Annotated in this window: 11 protein-coding genes and 1 tRNA gene; 6 read left to right on the top strand and 6 right to left on the bottom strand. The window is 67.1% G+C overall.

What is annotated here, in order from left to right; all coding sequences use genetic code 11:
* The first annotated feature begins 20 nt into the window (after nucleotides 1-20).
* The 3 genes from ACOAMO_RS07005 to ACOAMO_RS06995 all read left to right on the top strand — a co-directional run bounded on the left by ACOAMO_RS07005 (nucleotide 21) and on the right by ACOAMO_RS06995 (nucleotide 2,438).
* Nucleotides 21-722, top strand: a complete 702-nt coding sequence (locus tag ACOAMO_RS07005) for a methyltransferase (protein ID WP_420176865.1) — start codon at nucleotides 21-23, stop codon at nucleotides 720-722.
* A gap of 104 nt (nucleotides 723-826) precedes the next feature.
* Nucleotides 827-2,179: a TRAP transporter large permease subunit gene (locus ACOAMO_RS07000; RefSeq protein ID WP_420176864.1), complete on the top strand. Its 1,353-nt coding sequence runs from the start codon at nucleotides 827-829 to the stop codon at nucleotides 2,177-2,179.
* A 19-nt stretch (nucleotides 2,180-2,198) separates the two neighbouring features.
* Nucleotides 2,199-2,438, top strand: coding sequence for a hypothetical protein (locus tag ACOAMO_RS06995; protein ID WP_420176863.1), 240 nt, complete (start codon nucleotides 2,199-2,201; stop codon nucleotides 2,436-2,438).
* Between the two features lie 78 nt (nucleotides 2,439-2,516).
* Here ACOAMO_RS06995 and ACOAMO_RS06990 read toward each other — a convergent pair whose 3' ends face one another.
* Both ACOAMO_RS06990 and ACOAMO_RS06985 read right to left on the bottom strand, forming a co-directional pair.
* Complete coding sequence (locus ACOAMO_RS06990; RefSeq protein WP_420176862.1) at nucleotides 2,517-3,365, bottom strand: endonuclease/exonuclease/phosphatase family protein; 849 nt, start codon at nucleotides 3,363-3,365, stop codon at nucleotides 2,517-2,519.
* Between the two features lie 171 nt (nucleotides 3,366-3,536).
* Nucleotides 3,537-3,612, bottom strand: a tRNA-Thr gene (locus tag ACOAMO_RS06985).
* A 126-nt stretch (nucleotides 3,613-3,738) separates the two neighbouring features.
* Between ACOAMO_RS06985 and ACOAMO_RS06980 the strand changes: the two genes are divergently transcribed.
* Nucleotides 3,739-6,798 carry a DUF3427 domain-containing protein gene (locus ACOAMO_RS06980; protein ID WP_420176861.1) on the top strand — a complete coding sequence of 1,020 codons (3,060 nt, stop codon included), beginning with the start codon at nucleotides 3,739-3,741 and terminating at the stop codon, nucleotides 6,796-6,798.
* Between the two features lie 135 nt (nucleotides 6,799-6,933).
* On the opposite strand, the gene ACOAMO_RS06975 is transcribed toward ACOAMO_RS06980, so the two are convergent.
* Nucleotides 6,934-8,169 carry an aromatic amino acid transaminase gene (locus ACOAMO_RS06975; RefSeq protein ID WP_420176860.1) on the bottom strand — a complete coding sequence of 412 codons (1,236 nt, stop codon included), beginning with the start codon at nucleotides 8,167-8,169 and terminating at the stop codon, nucleotides 6,934-6,936.
* Nucleotides 8,170-8,296: 127 nt separating this feature from the next.
* Between ACOAMO_RS06975 and ACOAMO_RS06970 the strand changes: the two genes are divergently transcribed.
* Nucleotides 8,297-9,229, top strand: a complete 933-nt coding sequence (locus tag ACOAMO_RS06970) for a PfkB family carbohydrate kinase (RefSeq protein WP_420176859.1) — start codon at nucleotides 8,297-8,299, stop codon at nucleotides 9,227-9,229.
* Between the two features lie 186 nt (nucleotides 9,230-9,415).
* Nucleotides 9,416-11,002 carry a hypothetical protein gene (locus ACOAMO_RS06965; RefSeq protein WP_420176858.1) on the top strand — a complete coding sequence of 529 codons (1,587 nt, stop codon included), beginning with the start codon at nucleotides 9,416-9,418 and terminating at the stop codon, nucleotides 11,000-11,002.
* An 80-nt stretch (nucleotides 11,003-11,082) separates the two neighbouring features.
* Here ACOAMO_RS06965 and ACOAMO_RS06960 read toward each other — a convergent pair whose 3' ends face one another.
* The 3 genes from ACOAMO_RS06960 to ACOAMO_RS06950 all read right to left on the bottom strand — a co-directional run bounded on the left by ACOAMO_RS06960 (nucleotide 11,083) and on the right by ACOAMO_RS06950 (nucleotide 15,405).
* The gene (locus tag ACOAMO_RS06960; RefSeq protein ID WP_420176980.1) at nucleotides 11,083-12,486 is read right to left on the bottom strand and encodes an alpha/beta hydrolase; all 1,404 of its coding nucleotides are present in this window, start codon (nucleotides 12,484-12,486) and stop codon (nucleotides 11,083-11,085) included.
* 248 nt (nucleotides 12,487-12,734) lie between these two features.
* Nucleotides 12,735-13,619: a PSP1 domain-containing protein gene (locus ACOAMO_RS06955; protein WP_420176857.1), complete on the bottom strand. Its 885-nt coding sequence runs from the start codon at nucleotides 13,617-13,619 to the stop codon at nucleotides 12,735-12,737.
* A gap of 121 nt (nucleotides 13,620-13,740) precedes the next feature.
* The gene (locus ACOAMO_RS06950) at nucleotides 13,741-15,405 is read right to left on the bottom strand and encodes a Na/Pi cotransporter family protein (RefSeq protein WP_420176856.1); all 1,665 of its coding nucleotides are present in this window, start codon (nucleotides 15,403-15,405) and stop codon (nucleotides 13,741-13,743) included.
* Nucleotides 15,406-15,415 lie beyond the last annotated feature (10 nt).

The raw sequence follows: 15,415 nt of genomic DNA, 5'->3' as shown, positions 1-15,415 counted from the left end.
CAACAGACAGGAGAACAGCCATGAGCTACGGACAGCGGGTCTTCCTGCAGCGAGACATGCCCGACCCCGAGGTGCTGGATGGTTTCCGCACCATCCCCGCCTCCAATGTGGCCGACGTGATGTCACGCGCCAGTTCCATGAACCCGCGCATCCGCCTGGTCAGCAGCCCCAAGAACCAGGTGAACGTCGGCCCGGCCTGGACCGTCAAGTGCCGGGCCGGCGACAACCTGGCCCTGCACGCATCGCTCACCTACTGCCACGAGGGCGACTTCCTGGTGGTCTCGAACGAGGAGGACGACACCCGCGCCCTGATCGGCGAGGTCATGATGGCCCACCTACGGTGGGGCCAGAAGGCCGCCGGAATCATCCTCGACGGCCCGATCCGCGACATCGACGAGATCGGCACCTGGGACTTCCCGGTCTATGCCACTGGCACCACCCCGGCGGGCCCGTACAAGGAGGGCCCCGGCGAGGTGAACGTCCCCGTCGCCTGCGGCGGATTGACCGTCAACCCGGGCGACATCGTCGTCAGCGATCCAGATGGCATCACCATCGTCCCGCGTCGCGACGCCGAACGGATCCTGGCCGATGCCCGGGCCTTCAAGGCCAATGACGAAGCCAAGCTCGTCGCCGCCCGCAAGGGAGAGGCCAAGCGCGGGTGGGTCAAGCAGAACCTGCTCGACAAGGGCTTCGACATCATCGACGACGTCCACCGTCCCTGACCTGCCCTCAGCCCCGACTTGCCCGCAGCCCTGATCCACGGGCTGCCCCACGACTCCGGTAGGCCTCACCGTCGAGGCCTCCCCCACACCAACGGAGGTGTCACATGGGACCCGGTCTTTCCGCACTGCTGGTCTTCATCGCACTCATCGTCGCCTGGGCAGTGGTGCTCAAGCGCAACATCACCGAGGCCGCTGCGTTGAGCCTCGTCATCCTGCCCTTCTTCGGCGGTTTCGACCGTGCGTGGAGCCTGATGCTTGGTGCCGTGAAATACGCCCTCAACTACGAGGTGCTCTTCGCATCACTGGCCTTCGTGTTCATGTCATTCCTGCTACAGAACTCGAACGTGCTCACGGGAATGCTGGAGATCTTCACCCGCCTGTTCGGCCGGTTGAAGGGCGGCCCGGCCTACGCCAACACGGCGATCTCGTCCGTGCTCGGTTGCTTCTCCGGCGGGAACACTCCCAACGCCGCCACCGCGGGGGCCTTCACCGCCAACTGGTTGATGCGCTCGGGGTGGAAGAAGGAGCAGGCCGCGACGCTGATCGCCGGCAATGGCGGCCTGGGGGCGGGCTTCCCACCTTCGGCCTCACTCTTCCTGGTGCTGGGATTCCCCACCGTCGCCGGTGTGGTCTCCGAAGGGGGCCTCTATGTGGCGCTCTTCGCCGCCGGCCTCTACCAGGTGCTGTGGCGTGTGGTCTACATCCACTTCATCGTGCGCAAGAACCGCATCCAACCGATGGTGCAGGCCGACGCGGAACCGGTGGGAGTGGTCTTCCGCAAGTACGGCATCAACCTGCTGTTGTTCATGGGCGCCGTCATTCCCGTGATGCTCACCATGGGTCCGATCCCCGAGCACTTCTCGGCGCTCTCCGAGACCTGGGACGACGCCATGGGCGCCCTCAACCTGCTGGTCTGGCTGCCGGTGCTGATGATCCTCATCATCCTGCTGCTGGATGGCAAGAACGTGGCGCGTCAGTTCTCCGGCTGGGAGGATTTCGTCAAGAAGCTCATCCCCCACGTCGCGACCATTGGTGGGTTGCTGTTCTTCATCTTCGCCGCCTCCAATGTCATCTCGAAGCTGGGGCTGGACAAGGATGTCGTGGCGCTGCTGGACCGCATGAGCCTGTCCCCGGTGATCACCACCACCGTCATCCTCGTGTTGCTGGCCGTCGTGGCCGGGCCGTTGTCCTCGACGGCGACGCTGACCTCGGTCGGCGTGGTGAGCCACGCGATCCTGGTGGGCGTGGGCATCGATCCGCTGGCCGCCGCCGTCGCGCTGCTCGTGGTGGCCTCCACCGAGGGAGCCTCACCGCCAGCCTCCGGCGCCCTGTTCGTCGCCTGCGGCTTGACCGAGACGGATCCACCCAAGATCTACATGCCACTGATCATGTGGTTCGTCATTCCCATCACAGTCATCGCCGGGCTCATCGCCGCCGGTCTGCTGCCCCTGCCCTGAGGCATGAAAGGAACAAGTCATGAAGAAGCTCTTCCACATCGTGATCGGCTTGGGAACCGCCGTGTTCTTCATCGGAGGTCTGCTCTTCGTCCTGGGCCAGACGCTCTTCCTGTTGTTGGGCAAGCCGGAGATGATCATCGCCATCGAGGACCGCGTCGACGACGTGATCTTCCCCGCCATCGCCATCGTCGGTGTGCTCTGCTACCTGTACACCATCCTCTTCCCGACCAAGAAGGAGACTGCCGAACAGCCGGCGTGATCCCGCTTTGACGAGGCTCGAGGCCGATCCCCGCGGTGGGGATCGGCCTCGACGCTTGTTTGGCCGGCCGGGGGGGGGTCAGCCCTTGTGGACCTCGGAGGGGTGCGGCAGCTCCAGGCTGGCGACGATGGGCATGTGGTCCGACGCGATGGTCGGGATGACGCTCATGCTCGTGGGTGTGATCTGGCCACTGACCAGGATGTAGTCGATGCGACCCTTGGGATCGTCGGAGTCGTAGGTGAAGCCGTCGCCCTCACCGACCACCGGCCAGACGTCGGTCAGGTGCTTGGTGAAGCTCTGGTACACCGGCTTGTCGGGACGCGCATTCAGATCCCCCACCAGGATGGCCGGGCGGTCGTCGGAGGAGACGATCTCGTTGACCTCGTCGGCCTGCACCTCGCGTCCCTCGTCCGAGTTGTGCGTGAGGTGGGTGTTGTAGAAGCGCACCGGCACGCCGCGCACCGTGAGGTCGGCTTGGGCAAGGCTGCGCTGCTCACCCTTGGGGTGGTTGGTGAGCGCAGTGGAGGTGCAGTTCTCCAGCGGGAAGTCCGAGAGGATCGCGGTGCCGTACTGACGGTTCTGGGTGCTCCCCTCGGCGGGCGGGTTGTCCAGGTTCGCGGTGTAGCAGTGGTGCATGCCGAGACGGTCGGCCAGCCACTTGGCCTGGTCGACGTTCTCGGAGCGATCACCCCAGTGCCGGTCGACCTCCTGCAGGCCGATCACTTGGGCGTCGGTGCCCTCCAGGACCGTGGCGATCCGCTCCAGGTCGAGCACACCGTCGGCGCCCTCGGCGTGGTGGATGTTGTAGCTGGCCGCAACGAGGGTGCGCTGAGCACCATTGTCCTTGTTCGGGGTGGCGACGGCCGGGCCGAGGCAGGATGCGGCCAGGGCCAGGCCGAGGACTGAAGTAGCGATGAGGCTTCGCATGGTTCTCCTTGTGGGGGCGGGTTCAAGCCTTCCCGCGCATGCGGGACCACAGCAGCCAAACAAGACCGGATGACCCGACGGTGGACTGCACCTCAACGTTCAACGAAGAGGGCGTAAAAGCACGCGAACTCCACCTGACACGACAAAACCCCTCGTTATGAGGGGCTTTGGTGGAGCCGCCCAGGGGAGTCGAACCCCTGACCTACGCATTACGAGTGCGTTGCTCTACCAACTGAGCTAGGGCGGCACGTCCGCCGGAGCGGACCAGAGAACTATAGCCGGTCGCGAGGCTCGGACGCGAAACGAGCCCGCGGGCCGCTACCGTCGGCCGGCCTCACGAAAGTTGTCAGGGCCTTGTGCCAACCTGGTCCTCATGAGTCACCACGGCGCGGAAGCCGGCCTGTACGAGAGCCTCATCACACGCGCCCTCGCCGACGAGCTGGCCGCCTCACCACTGGCCGCCGACTACGACGACGTCGACCCCGCCGACCAGCCCGACGTCCTCGCCCGTCACCTGGCCGAAGCCCTGCGTCGCCGCCTCCCGCGCAACCCCGAAGAGCGGGTCGCCGTCGTGAAGCAACTTCTGGACCTGCTGGATTCTCCCGAGGACGAGCCGCTGGCTCCCATTCGGCAGCTCACGCGTCTCAGCCCCGAGGCTGGCCCTGGAACCCGAGCGGTCACTCACCTGCGCCCCAGCACTCCCCTGTCCGACGTGGCCCTTCTCACCAACGCCCCCGGCGAACCCAACCTCGGCCACGAACTGCGCGCGGAGATGGCCTCGGCGGACCGAATCGACCTGCTTTGCGCCTTCGTCCAGTGGCACGGCCTGCGCTTCCTGGAAGCCGAGCTTGCCGACGCCCGGGAGCGCGGCGTGCCCATCCGCGTCGTCACCACCACCTATATCGGCGGCACGGAACGTCGCGCCCTGGACCGGTTGATCGAGGAGTTCGGCGCGGAGGTCCGCGTCCAGTACGACGCCCGGGTCACGCGCCTGCACGCCAAGGCGTGGCTCTTCCACCGTCGATCCGGCTTCGACACCGGATACGTCGGCTCCTCCAACCTCTCGCGCGCCGCCCTCGTCGACGGGGCCGAATGGAATGTGCGTCTGTCGTCGGCCAGCACCGGGCACCTGCTGGACAAGTTCGCCGCCACCTTCGAATCCTACTGGAACAGCGACCAGTTCCAGCCCTACCGCGGACCCATCGACGCCGAACGTTTGGACCGCGAGCTTCAGCGCGCCAAGGGCGTGCGCACCAATTCGGAGACCCAGATCTCCGGCCTCGAAGTGCGCCCCTACCCGTATCAGCAGACCATCCTCGACGCCTTGGCCTCCGAGCGCACCGCGCATGATCGGCACCGCAACCTGATCGTCGCCGCCACGGGCACCGGCAAGACCGTGATGGCTGCGCTCGACTACAAGTCGCTGTGCACCGACCCCACCCGCCCCACGCTGCTCTTCGTCGCGCACCGCCGCGAGATCCTTACCCAATCGCGCCGCACCTACCGAGAGGTGCTGGGTGACGGCATCTTCGGCGAGCTGTTCGTCGACGGCAACCGCCCCGAGAAGTGGGACCACGTCTTCGCCAGCATCCAGTCACTTTCCAGCTACGGCGTGGAGAACATCCCAGCCGACGCCTTCGACGTCGTCGTCGTGGACGAGTTCCACCACGCCGAGGCAAGCACCTACCGTCGACTCCTGGAACACCTACAGCCCAAGGAACTGCTCGGCCTGACCGCCACCCCGGAACGCGGCGATGGCCTGGACGTCCGGGGCTTCTTCGGTGGCCGAGTCGCCGCGGAACTGCGTGTGTGGGACGCCATCCAGAGCGGACTGTTGTCGCCCTTCCACTACTTCGGGATCAGCGACGGGGTTGACCTGACCCACGTCAACTGGCGCCAGGGTCGCTATGACATCAACGAACTGGAGAAGATCTACACCGGCAGCGATGCCCGGGCGCGCCTGGTCCTCAACCAGCTGCGCGCCAAGGTGATGGATCCCGCCGCCATGAAGGCCATCGGTTTCTGCGTCAGCGTCAATCACGCGCATTTCATGGCCGACGCCTTTCACCGCGCCGGGCTGCCGGCGGTCGCGCTGACCGGCGCCCACTCCAGCGCCGAACGTGACGTCGCCGTGGCCAAGCTGCGCGCCGGAGAGCTGTGCTGCATCTTCACCGTCGACATCTTCAACGAAGGCGTTGACATCCCGGAGATCGACACCGTGATGCTCCTGCGTCCCACCGAATCCCCGACGATCTTCCTGCAGCAGTTGGGCCGTGGCCTTCGCACCAGCCCCGGCAAGGACGTGCTCACGGTGCTCGACTTCGTTGCCCAGCACCGCAAGGAATACCGACTTGACCTGCGCTTCCGCGCCCTGACGGGACACCGTGGCAAGGAGCTGGAGAGGCAGGTGGACCAGGGATTCCCACTGCTGCCGTCGGGTTGCCAGATCGTCCTGGACCGCGTCGCCCAGAAGACGGTCCTGGACAACCTCAAGAACAACCTGCAGATGCGCTGGCCACAGCTGGTGGGCGAGCTCCGTTCCGAACCCACCAATTCCCTGCGCGACTTCCTGGATGACAACCATCTGGAGCTCAACCAGGTGATCCGTCCAACGGCCAACCGCAGTTGGAGCCACCTGCGTGCCGATGCTGGGCTCATCGAGCCGCTGTCCGATCGCGATTCCCAGCTACTGCGTCGGGTGCGAGCCGTCACCCACGTCGACGACCCCCACCGGGCAGCCGACTATGCCGAAGTGCTGAGCGGGAAGGCCCCGCGCAGTCGCCGGCTCGCCGAGATGCTGTTCTGGACCATCTGGCCTGACGGCGGCGGCTTCTCGTCCGTTGATGAGGGGCTTGCTGCCCTGCAGCACCAACCGACCGTCACCGACGAGCTGCGCCAGGTCATCGACCTCGCCTTCGACGCCAGCCGCCGCATCACCGTCGACATGACCGGACCGCTGGCAGGTTTGCCCTTGCGCCCGCACGCCAGCTACACGCGCGAGGAGATCCTGGCGGCCCTCGGGCATGCACGGCCGGGTCGTGCACCGTCGAACTTCCGCGAAGGCGTGCTGTTCACCGACGTCGACGGCGAGCCGGTTGACGCCTTCTTCATCACGCTCAAGAAGTCCGAGGCGGATTACTCGCCCACCACGCTGTACCGCGACTACCCGATCAGCCGCACCGACTTCCACTGGGAATCGCAGTCCACGACGTCGGTGAGCTCCAAGACTGGTCAGCGGTACCTGACCGGCGGGAGCACTCCCCTTCTCTTCGTGCGCCAGCAGAAGCAGGGAGAGTTCGGAACGTCGCCCTATGTCTTCCTCGGCGACGCCCGGTACGTGAGCCACACAGGAGACCGCCCGATCGCCATCACCTGGCGGCTGCGCCACCCGATGCCCGCAGACCTGTTCGCGGCCACGTCGATCACGCAGTAGACCAATCTCAAAGGCTCGTCGCCACAGGGCCATGGAGGCGAAGTATCCCCTCGACAGGCTCGGGGAACGTGGAGGAGGCTCGGGGAACGAACACCCTCGACAAGCTCGGGCAGCGTGGAGGTGGCTCGGGGGACGTCAGCTCGTGACGATTGCAGCGATCGAGCGCGCCACCTTGGCGACGTTGTCCCCGTTGAGCCCCGCCACGCACAGGCGTCCGTCGTCGGTGCCGTAGACCCCTTGTTCGCTGCGCAGGCGCTGCATCTGCTCCATGTCCAGGCCGCAGTAGCTGAACATGCCGGCCTGTTCGGTGACGAAGCCCATCGTCTCGACGCCCTCGGCGCGCAACCCGGCGTCGAGAGCCTCGCGCATGCGACGGATCCGCAGCCGCATCTGCTCCAGCTCGGCCTCCCAGCTGGCGCGCAGCTCGGCGTCGGTGAGCACCAGCTTGACGACCTGTGCGCCATGGCTCGGCGGGCAGGAGTAGTTGGTGCGGATCACCCGGCACAACTGGCTGTGCACGCGAGTCGCCTCGTCGCGGCTGGCGCAGACCACGCTCAGCCCGCCGATCCGCTCGCCGTACAGGCCGATGTTCTTGCTGAAGGAATTGCCGACGAAGAAACGCTGCCCGGTCGCGACGAAGGTGTCCACCGCCACGCGGTCCTCGTCCAGGCCGCGGCTGAAGCCCTGGTAGGCCATGTCGAGGAAGGGCACCAGCTCCCGCTGCGCGCACGCCTCGGCAACGCGCACCCACTCGTCGGCGCTCAGGTCGTAACCGGTCGGGTTGTGGCAGCAGGCGTGGAGCACGACGACGGTGCCCGGCGCCATCGCCAACAGGTCCTCGATCATCCCGTCGACGTCCACCCGGTGGTTCTGGGCATCGTGGTAGCGGTAACTGACCACCTCATAACCCGCCCCGCCGAAGATCGCGGCATGGTTGGCCCACGACGGGTCACTCAGCGCCACGGTCGAGGCCCCCAGCAGAGCGCGCAGGAAGTCCGCGCCCTCCTTCAGCGCACCCGACCCGCCCAGCGTCTGCACCGTCGCGATCCGCTGGTGCAGCGGGTCCAGGCCCTCGACGGGCTCGGGCATCGCGGCATCCTCGGTGGCCGGGAGGCCGAAGACCATCTGCTGCACCAGCTGTACCAGCTGCGGATCGCCACCCATCGGCAGGTAACCACGCGGCGCGGGCTGCTCGGCAAGCCGCTGCTCGGCGACGCGCACCGCCTCGGGCAGGGGCAGACGGCCCAGCTCGTCCAGATAGATGCCCACGCCCAGGTTCACCTTGTCGGGGCGCTGGTCGGCGCGGAACATGTCGGTCAGACCGAAGATCGGATCACCGGGGTAGAACTCGATGTCATCGAAGCTGGGCATGGCCCCACGGTAGTGCCGTCGCCCGGCCAGCAGCAGCCCTTGTCCGCGCCCTGACACCACGCCCTGGCCCCTCCGCGGCCAGTAGTCTGACACCGCGAAATGCGTCGGCATCCCGGAAGGACACCCCATGGCACGCGTCATCCACACCGGCCAGGCGCTGGTGGACGAAGTGGTCGAGATCCCCGCCCTGCCGTGGCGGGGCGACAACTCGATGGCCACCAGCTATGCCCGCTACGCCGGTGGCGCCACCAACATCCTGGTGGCCAGTGCCCGAACCGGCGCCCAGAGCGTCCACGCCGGAGCCCACGGCAAGGGGCCCAACGGGGATCTGATCCGCCAGGCGATGGCCGACGAGGGCATCGAGATCTCCTCCCCCGTCGTCGACGAGATCGACACCGGGATCTGCTTCGTGATGATCGAACCGTCGGCCGAGCGCACCTTCGTCACCACCATGGGCGCCGAACGCCTGATCAGCGTCGAATCCCTGGCCACCAGCAAGCCGGAAGCGGGAGACCTGGTGCACGTCACGGGCTACTCGCTGGTGGTCCGCAGCACCCGCAAACCCCTGCTGGAGTGGCTGGAGTCCCTGCCCGAGGGCGTGATCGTGCTACTCGATCCGGGCGCCGCCTTCAGCGCATTGCCCGCCCCGATCCGGCAGCGGATGTTGGCACTCACCACGGTCTGGACCTCCAATGGCGACGAAGCCCACCAGCTCACCATGGAACGAGACATGCAGACCGCCGCCGCAGCCTGCGCCGAACACCTCCCCGAGGGGGCTGTCGCCATCGTCCGTGACGGACGAGACGGCTGCGCCGTCCACGTCGACGGCCAGACCCACCTGGTGCCCGGTTACCCGCAGAAGCCGGTGGACACCAATGGTGCGGGCGACTGCCACGCCGGGGTGCTCTCGGCCGAATACATCCTCACCGGCGACTGGGTGGAGTCGGCACGTCGCGCCAATGCGGCCAGCGCGCTGAAAGTGACCCGCAAGGGGCCGGCCACCGCCCCGACTCGCGACGAGGTGGATGCCTTCCTGTCCGAATGGGAGCGCACCCACTGACCTGGCTGCCGCAAACAGAGAGATTTCGGGTCTTCACTGCCACTGTGACAATGAGGACCCGAGATCTCTCTGTTTGCGGAGGGGATGGCCGAAAGGAGGGGCCTTGCCCTCCTTGTGACCCGCGTTGACTAGGCCCTTCGCCAACTAGGCTTGCGCCGACGACATCCCCAAGCACGCGGAGCAGCAATGAGCGGCAATCCCGGCCACACCCCCGACGAGAAGAAGCAGCCCACGCCCAAGCCGGCCCAGAACAAGCCGAAGACCGCCAAGGCGGCGGGCAAGGCGGGCAGCTCTGACGTGAACATCAGTACCAAGGCGGTGTTGACCTCGATCGCCGTCGTGCTGCTGGGGCTGTTCGCCTGGCGGGGTCTGGGCGTCATCACCACCCTCGACTCGATCCTGCACCCCTACCCCACTGCCGGGCTCACCCTGTTGGCGCTGCTGGCACTGCTGGTGGCCGCTGCCGTCGCGGGTAAGAACAAGAAGCTGGTCGGCAGGCTCGGTTCGCTGCTGACGGTGCTGCTGATCGCCTGCATCGCCTACCCCTTCGCCTTCGGGCAGTATGCGCGCGCCAAGTCCTACGCGCAGCTGGCGCACAAGGACGACAGCACGGTCACCTCCTACCAGGACCGCGCACCGTGGCTGGTGGCCAACAACCTGGCCGCCCGTGACCAGGGCGACAATGTCGGTTCGCTGGGCCGCGTCGCCTACGTTCCCGACGCCGAGTCCAAGGGCACCAGCCGCTACTCGACGATCATCACTGGCCGCTCCGCCGTCGGCATGCAGGGCTATCAGTCGATCCGCGAGTTCAACCTGCCGTCAGTGGGTCCGCTGGGCAGCGGCATGTCGTCCAGCTGTCTGGTGCCGGAGGAGATGGACCTGCGGCTGGGCTCCTTCTGGCCACACCATTCGCTGAACCGCGCCATCAACAACAAGGCGCCGCTGTCGCACTTCGAGGAGTCCGACGCCTACGGCTACTGCGACGGTGACAAGCCGGTCGTCGTCGTGCCGCTCACCAAGTGGTCCGGTTTCCTGGTGCCCACCAAGGTGCCGGCCGGGGCCGCGATCTACACCGTCGACGGGTTGCAGATCCTCAGCGGCGAAGAGCTCGCCAAGCAGAAGATCGAGGGCCCGACGATGCCCACCTCGCTGTCGAAGGATCGCCGCCAGGGGCTGCGCGGCACCGGCTCGTGGGCGGACTGGTGGAGCGCACGATCCGGCTATGACGTCACCGACAAGGACGAGGAGGACGCCAATGCGGGCAACACCGGTGAGTTCACCCTGATGAGCGCCGACGAGCAGATGCGTCACGTCACCCCGCTGACACCGCGCGGCTCGTCGCAGACCATCGTGGCGACGCTCACCGCACCGGCGCAGCAGACCGGCACCGAGCAGGACCATGAGATGACCATCGAGACCAAGGCCAAGCAGCAGGCCACCAGCACGCTGGAGAACACCATCCGCAGCGCCTCAGTGGATTCCGACCCCGAATGGGCCACCCGCTGGTCTGCCGGGATGCGCGTCTACGAGATCGTGCCCGCCAAGGACGGTCACTGGGCCGCCTCCATCGGCATGGGCCAGACCGTGAACTACCGCGCCGACATCAGTCCCGACGGGGCCATCAGCGTCTCGCGCACGGACAAGCCCAAGGGCAGCAGCAAGCCCGACAGCACCACGGTGCAGACCGACAAGCCGCTGTCGGAGATGACCGAGGCCGAGCTGGTACAGGTGATCAAGCAGGCCACCGACGAGCTGGCCAAGCGCGCCGGCTGACCACCCCTCGACAGGCTCGGGGAACGGACCCTCGACGGGCTCGGGGAACGGTTCTCCGGCGGCCGAGCCCGTCGAGGCCCCTAGCAGGTGGTCTTGTCGGCGGGGACCGTGCCGTCGTTCACGTAGCCGCGCACGGCGTCCTTGACGCAGTCATTGCCCAGGTCCCACGCCGAGTGTCCGGCGCCCTTCCAGGTCAGCAGCACGCCGGAGTCCAGCTGGTCGGCCATCCACACGGCCTGCTGGTAGGGGGTGGCGGGGTCACCGGTGGCGCCCAGCACCAGGATCGGCGCCGCGCCCTTGGCGGTGAGCTTCAACTGAGGCGCCGGCTTGGCGGTCCACCAGGTGCACTGCAGGTTGGGGCCAAAGTAGGGCGCCAGGATCGGGGCCTTCTTCACGTCGTCGGGGAACTCCTCGAGCGCGCCCTTCTCCCCCGGATCCTCCGAGTCGATGCAGCCGATCCCCGGGAAGGAGTAGGTCATCGACGAGTAACTGCCATTCGGCTGCCGACCATTCATCATGTCGGCCATGCGAAGCAGTTCCTGCCCCTGCCCGTCGCGGGTCTGCAGCAGTGCGTCGGTGAGCGGCCGGTAGCCCTGGGCGCCGTAGTACAGGTATGTGACCGTCCCGGTGACGCCCAGCGCCTGGGTGAGTTCACGCCCGCCCACCGGCAAGGGCTTGGCGTCCAGCTGGTCGAAGATGCCGGTGACGGCCTTGACCACCTCGTCCTGGGTGGCGCCCAAGCCGCAGGACTGCTTGGCGCACCAGGTGGCGTAGTCCTTCAACGCCAGGTCGAAGCCCATCGCCTGGATCACCGACTCGTCGTCGGTGATGTTGACGGCGCTGTCCAGCACCATCCGGCCGACGCGCTGCGGGTAGAGCTCCCCGTAGACCGAGCCGATGTAGGTGCCGTAGCTGATCCCCAGGTAGTCGAGCTTCTGGTCGCCGACGAGGTGGCGCAGGTAGTCCAGGTCACGCGCGGTGTCGATGGTGGAGATGTGGTCCAGCAGCGCGCCCGACCCTTCCCGGCACTGCGTGGCGAAGTCCCGGTAGCCCTGCGCAACCTCCTCCACCTCCTGCTCGTCGTCGGGTGAGGTGTCCATCGCGACGTAGGCGTCGGTCTGCTCGGGGGTGCCGCACACCACCGGGGTGGAGCCGCCGCTGCCGCGAGGATCCCAGCCGATCACGTCGTGGTGCGGAAAGGAGGCACGGTCGAAACCGTCCACCATGTCTCGTCCCGAGCCGCCGGGCCCACCCGGATTGATGAACAGGGTGCCCTTGCGCTGCTTCGCGGCGGGGGCCTTCTTCATCCGCAGGGTGATGGCCTGCCCATCGGGCCGGTCCCAGTCCAGCGGCACCAGAACCTGGCCGCACTGGTACTCACGACAGCGTTCCCACTCGATCTCCTGGTCCAGGTAGCGCTGACGCCCCTGACCCTCGGGCGCCGCGGTGAAGCCATCGGGCTGCGTGTCGGAGCCCATCTCCATCCGGTCGGGCGAGGAGTACTTGCCGGCCAGCTGGTGCTGCGACAGGTCCAAGCCGGCCACGTCCTCACGGGTGGTCGCGACGGGGGTGGCCGAGGCCGACGGGCTGGCAGGATTCGACGGGGAAGCGGAAGTGCTGCCCTGCCCAGCCTGGCTCGATGCCCCCGGTGACGGCTGTGAGGGCTGCGGAAGGCACCCGGTCAGCAGCAGCGCCGCTGCAGCGGCCGTCCATCCCATGCGGCGGCGGATGCTCACTTGTCCTCCTGGGTTGTGTGCGGCTCCTGCTGGGCGCGACGTTGCAGTGCGCCATGGCGTTCCTTGCGACGCTTCGACTTCACGCACACCTCGGTGAGCGGGCAGCGGGCCACCTCGCCGTCGCGATTGCGGACGGTGACGCTCTGCGCCGGCACCGAATGGCCGATCACCGTGCCGTCGCCGATCGGGCTGCTCACCCGCTCCCCGACGGCCGGGGCCTGCTTGCCGAAGTCGACGTAGAGGGGGTGCTCGTATTTCAGGCAGCACATCAGCTTGCCGCACTGGCCCTGGATCGCCAGCGGGTTCGGTGAGAGGTTCTGCACCTTGGCCAGCCGCATGCTGACGGGTTCGAAGTCGGTCAGGAAGGTGGAACAGCACAGGTCGCGCCCGCAGGAACCGATGCCACCGGTCAGCCGCGCCGCGTCACGCCCGGCCACCTGCCGCAGGTCCACCCGGGCGCGCAGGTTGCGGGCCAGGTCACCGATCAGCTGGCGGAAGTCGACGCGGCCCGGTGCGGTGAAGTAGATGGCCACCATCAGGTCGAACTCGTCGGACCGGTCGATCCAGTCGATGCCCACCACCTTCATCGGCAGCTCGTGCTTGGCGATCAGTTCCTTGGCGATGCGTTCGGCCTGGGCCTTGTGCTGGCGATTCTCCCGGTCGCGGCGCAGGTCGGCCTCGCTGGCCATGCCCTCGCACACCGGCAGCCCGGTGAGGTTGTCACTGTCGACGTGTTCCGGAGCCCACACCACCTGCGCCACCTCCGACCCATGCTCGGTGGGGTGCAGCACCATGTCACCCACCCGGTACTGCGACGTCCCGGGATCCAGGTAGTGCAGCTGCCCATGGGTCTCGAAGGTGACCGCCATCACACGCGCCATGCGCCCCAGACTACGGCGTTGGCGTCACTCCCCCGGCCCCGGACGCGGAACGGCCCCGCACCCGAAGTGAGCTGGGGACCAGTTCACGAAGGTGCAGGGCTGTCCGTGACACAGGGCCGTCTCAGGCCTCCGTCGTCTCCATGGCGGCGATCCCACGATCCACCGAGGCACGCTCGCTCTGGATGCGCGCAACGAGCGACTCGCTGCGCTCGATCGAACCCAGGATGGCCAGCAGGGCACCCTTCTCACCGGCCGGAAGCGACGGGGTGTCGATGACCTGCCAGCGCAAGCTCTCGACGCTGCGCTGCGCACCGTCGGTGGGACGTGGTTCGGGCTTGGCCTGCACCGGGGCACCCACGACCTCCAGCTGCTGGTCGAGCTTCTCCAGCGCCTCCTCCAGGAAGACCTGGCTGGCGGGGCTGAACTGCTCCCGCTGGGCACGTCGCGCCACCTGGTGCAGCTGCTCGGTCAACGCACTGGTGAAGTCGACCTCTTCGATCAGGCTGGCCACCAGGTCCATCTGTTCCCGGTTCAGGTCGTCGGTGAACAGGTGGGCCGAGTAGGCACGGATCTCGCGCGAGAGCGAGTCGACGGCCTCGGCGTGCTCGTCGATCTCCTTGGGGGCGTCCTCCTTGCCACGGGCGATGTCGACGAACAGCGCGGCGGCGGCCAGTTGGCGTCGGATCTCCTGCTGCACGGCCGGCACCGCCTGGGCGTACACCCCACGGCTGTCGACGGTGAGGAAGCGAGGCGTCGACCAGTCCTCCTCGTCCTCCTTGTCGGCCCCCACCTTGGACAGCACACGCTCGAAGGTGCCGACGAAGGGGAACAGGATGCACACGTTGAAGATGTTGAACACGATGGAGAACAGGCCCACCGCGACGGGAACCATCGGGTAGGTGGGCTGGCCGTCCACCATCACGGCGCGGGCCGGATCGATGCCGAACAGGCCCAGGCCCCAGTGCAGCACCCGGATGGCCGGGAAGAAGAGCGCCAACACCACGCACACACCGATGAAGTTGAAGGCGATGTGGGCATAGGCGGTGCGCTTGGCGTTCTTGCTGAGGTTCAGCGAGGCGATCCACGAGGTGATGGTGGTGCCCAGATCGGCGCCGATGGCGAAGGCGATCGCAGTCTGCCAGGGCAGCACGCCGGAGGCACCCAGGCCCATCACGATGCCGATGGTGGCCGACGACGAGTGGATCATGGCGGTGATCAGCGCCGCGATCAGCGCACAGGAGATGACGCCCAGGATGTTGGAGGAGTCCAGACGCTGCAGGACGGCCATCACCTCGGGCATGTTGCGCAGCGGCTTGAGGCCGCCGGTCATCAGGTTCAGGCCGTAGAAGATCAGGCTGAAGCCCATGCTGGCCAGCGCGATGTTCTTCGTCTTCTCCTTGCGGGCGAAGCAGTAGACACAGGCGAAGATGCCGGAGAAGAGCAGCCCGATCGGGCCCAGCGGCAGGGCGATGAGGCCATTGCCGAGGGTGGTGCCGATGTTGGCGCCCATGATCACGCTGATCGCGGAGCGCAGGCTCAACACGCCGGCATTCACCAGGCCCACCGTCATGACGGTCATCGCCGTCGACGACTGGATGACGCCGGTGATGACGGTACCGGCCATCAGGCCCTTGACCGGGGTGCCGGCAACCTTCGCCAGCCATTCACGCATCTTGTTGACCGAGAGCGCCTGGATGCCGGAATCCATGAACTCGAGGCCCAGCAGGAAGATTCCCAGGCCTCCGATCACTGGCACCAGGATTTCCTTGAAAATGTCCACTTCCATGGCGAGTCCT

This window comes from Luteococcus struthionis, assembly GCF_048595755.1.
GTDB lineage: Bacteria > Actinomycetota > Actinomycetes > Propionibacteriales > Propionibacteriaceae > Luteococcus.
The sequence above is the reverse complement of the archived record's forward strand: the minus strand, read 5'-3'. Positions and strand labels throughout refer to the sequence as shown.

Coding starts and splice junctions, on each gene's coding strand:
- ACOAMO_RS07005 (WP_420176865.1), top strand. CDS start 21: ATGAGCTACGGACAGCGGGTCTTCCTGCAGCGAGACATGCCCGACCCC.
- ACOAMO_RS07000 (WP_420176864.1), top strand. CDS start 827: ATGGGACCCGGTCTTTCCGCACTGCTGGTCTTCATCGCACTCATCGTC.
- ACOAMO_RS06995 (WP_420176863.1), top strand. CDS start 2,199: ATGAAGAAGCTCTTCCACATCGTGATCGGCTTGGGAACCGCCGTGTTC.
- ACOAMO_RS06990 (WP_420176862.1), bottom strand. CDS start 3,365: ATGCGAAGCCTCATCGCTACTTCAGTCCTCGGCCTGGCCCTGGCCGCA.
- ACOAMO_RS06980 (WP_420176861.1), top strand. CDS start 3,739: ATGAGTCACCACGGCGCGGAAGCCGGCCTGTACGAGAGCCTCATCACA.
- ACOAMO_RS06975 (WP_420176860.1), bottom strand. CDS start 8,169: ATGCCCAGCTTCGATGACATCGAGTTCTACCCCGGTGATCCGATCTTC.
- ACOAMO_RS06970 (WP_420176859.1), top strand. CDS start 8,297: ATGGCACGCGTCATCCACACCGGCCAGGCGCTGGTGGACGAAGTGGTC.
- ACOAMO_RS06965 (WP_420176858.1), top strand. CDS start 9,416: ATGAGCGGCAATCCCGGCCACACCCCCGACGAGAAGAAGCAGCCCACG.
- ACOAMO_RS06960 (WP_420176980.1), bottom strand. CDS start 12,486: ATGGAGATGGGCTCCGACACGCAGCCCGATGGCTTCACCGCGGCGCCC.
- ACOAMO_RS06955 (WP_420176857.1), bottom strand. CDS start 13,619: ATGGCGCGTGTGATGGCGGTCACCTTCGAGACCCATGGGCAGCTGCAC.
- ACOAMO_RS06950 (WP_420176856.1), bottom strand. CDS start 15,405: ATGGAAGTGGACATTTTCAAGGAAATCCTGGTGCCAGTGATCGGAGGC.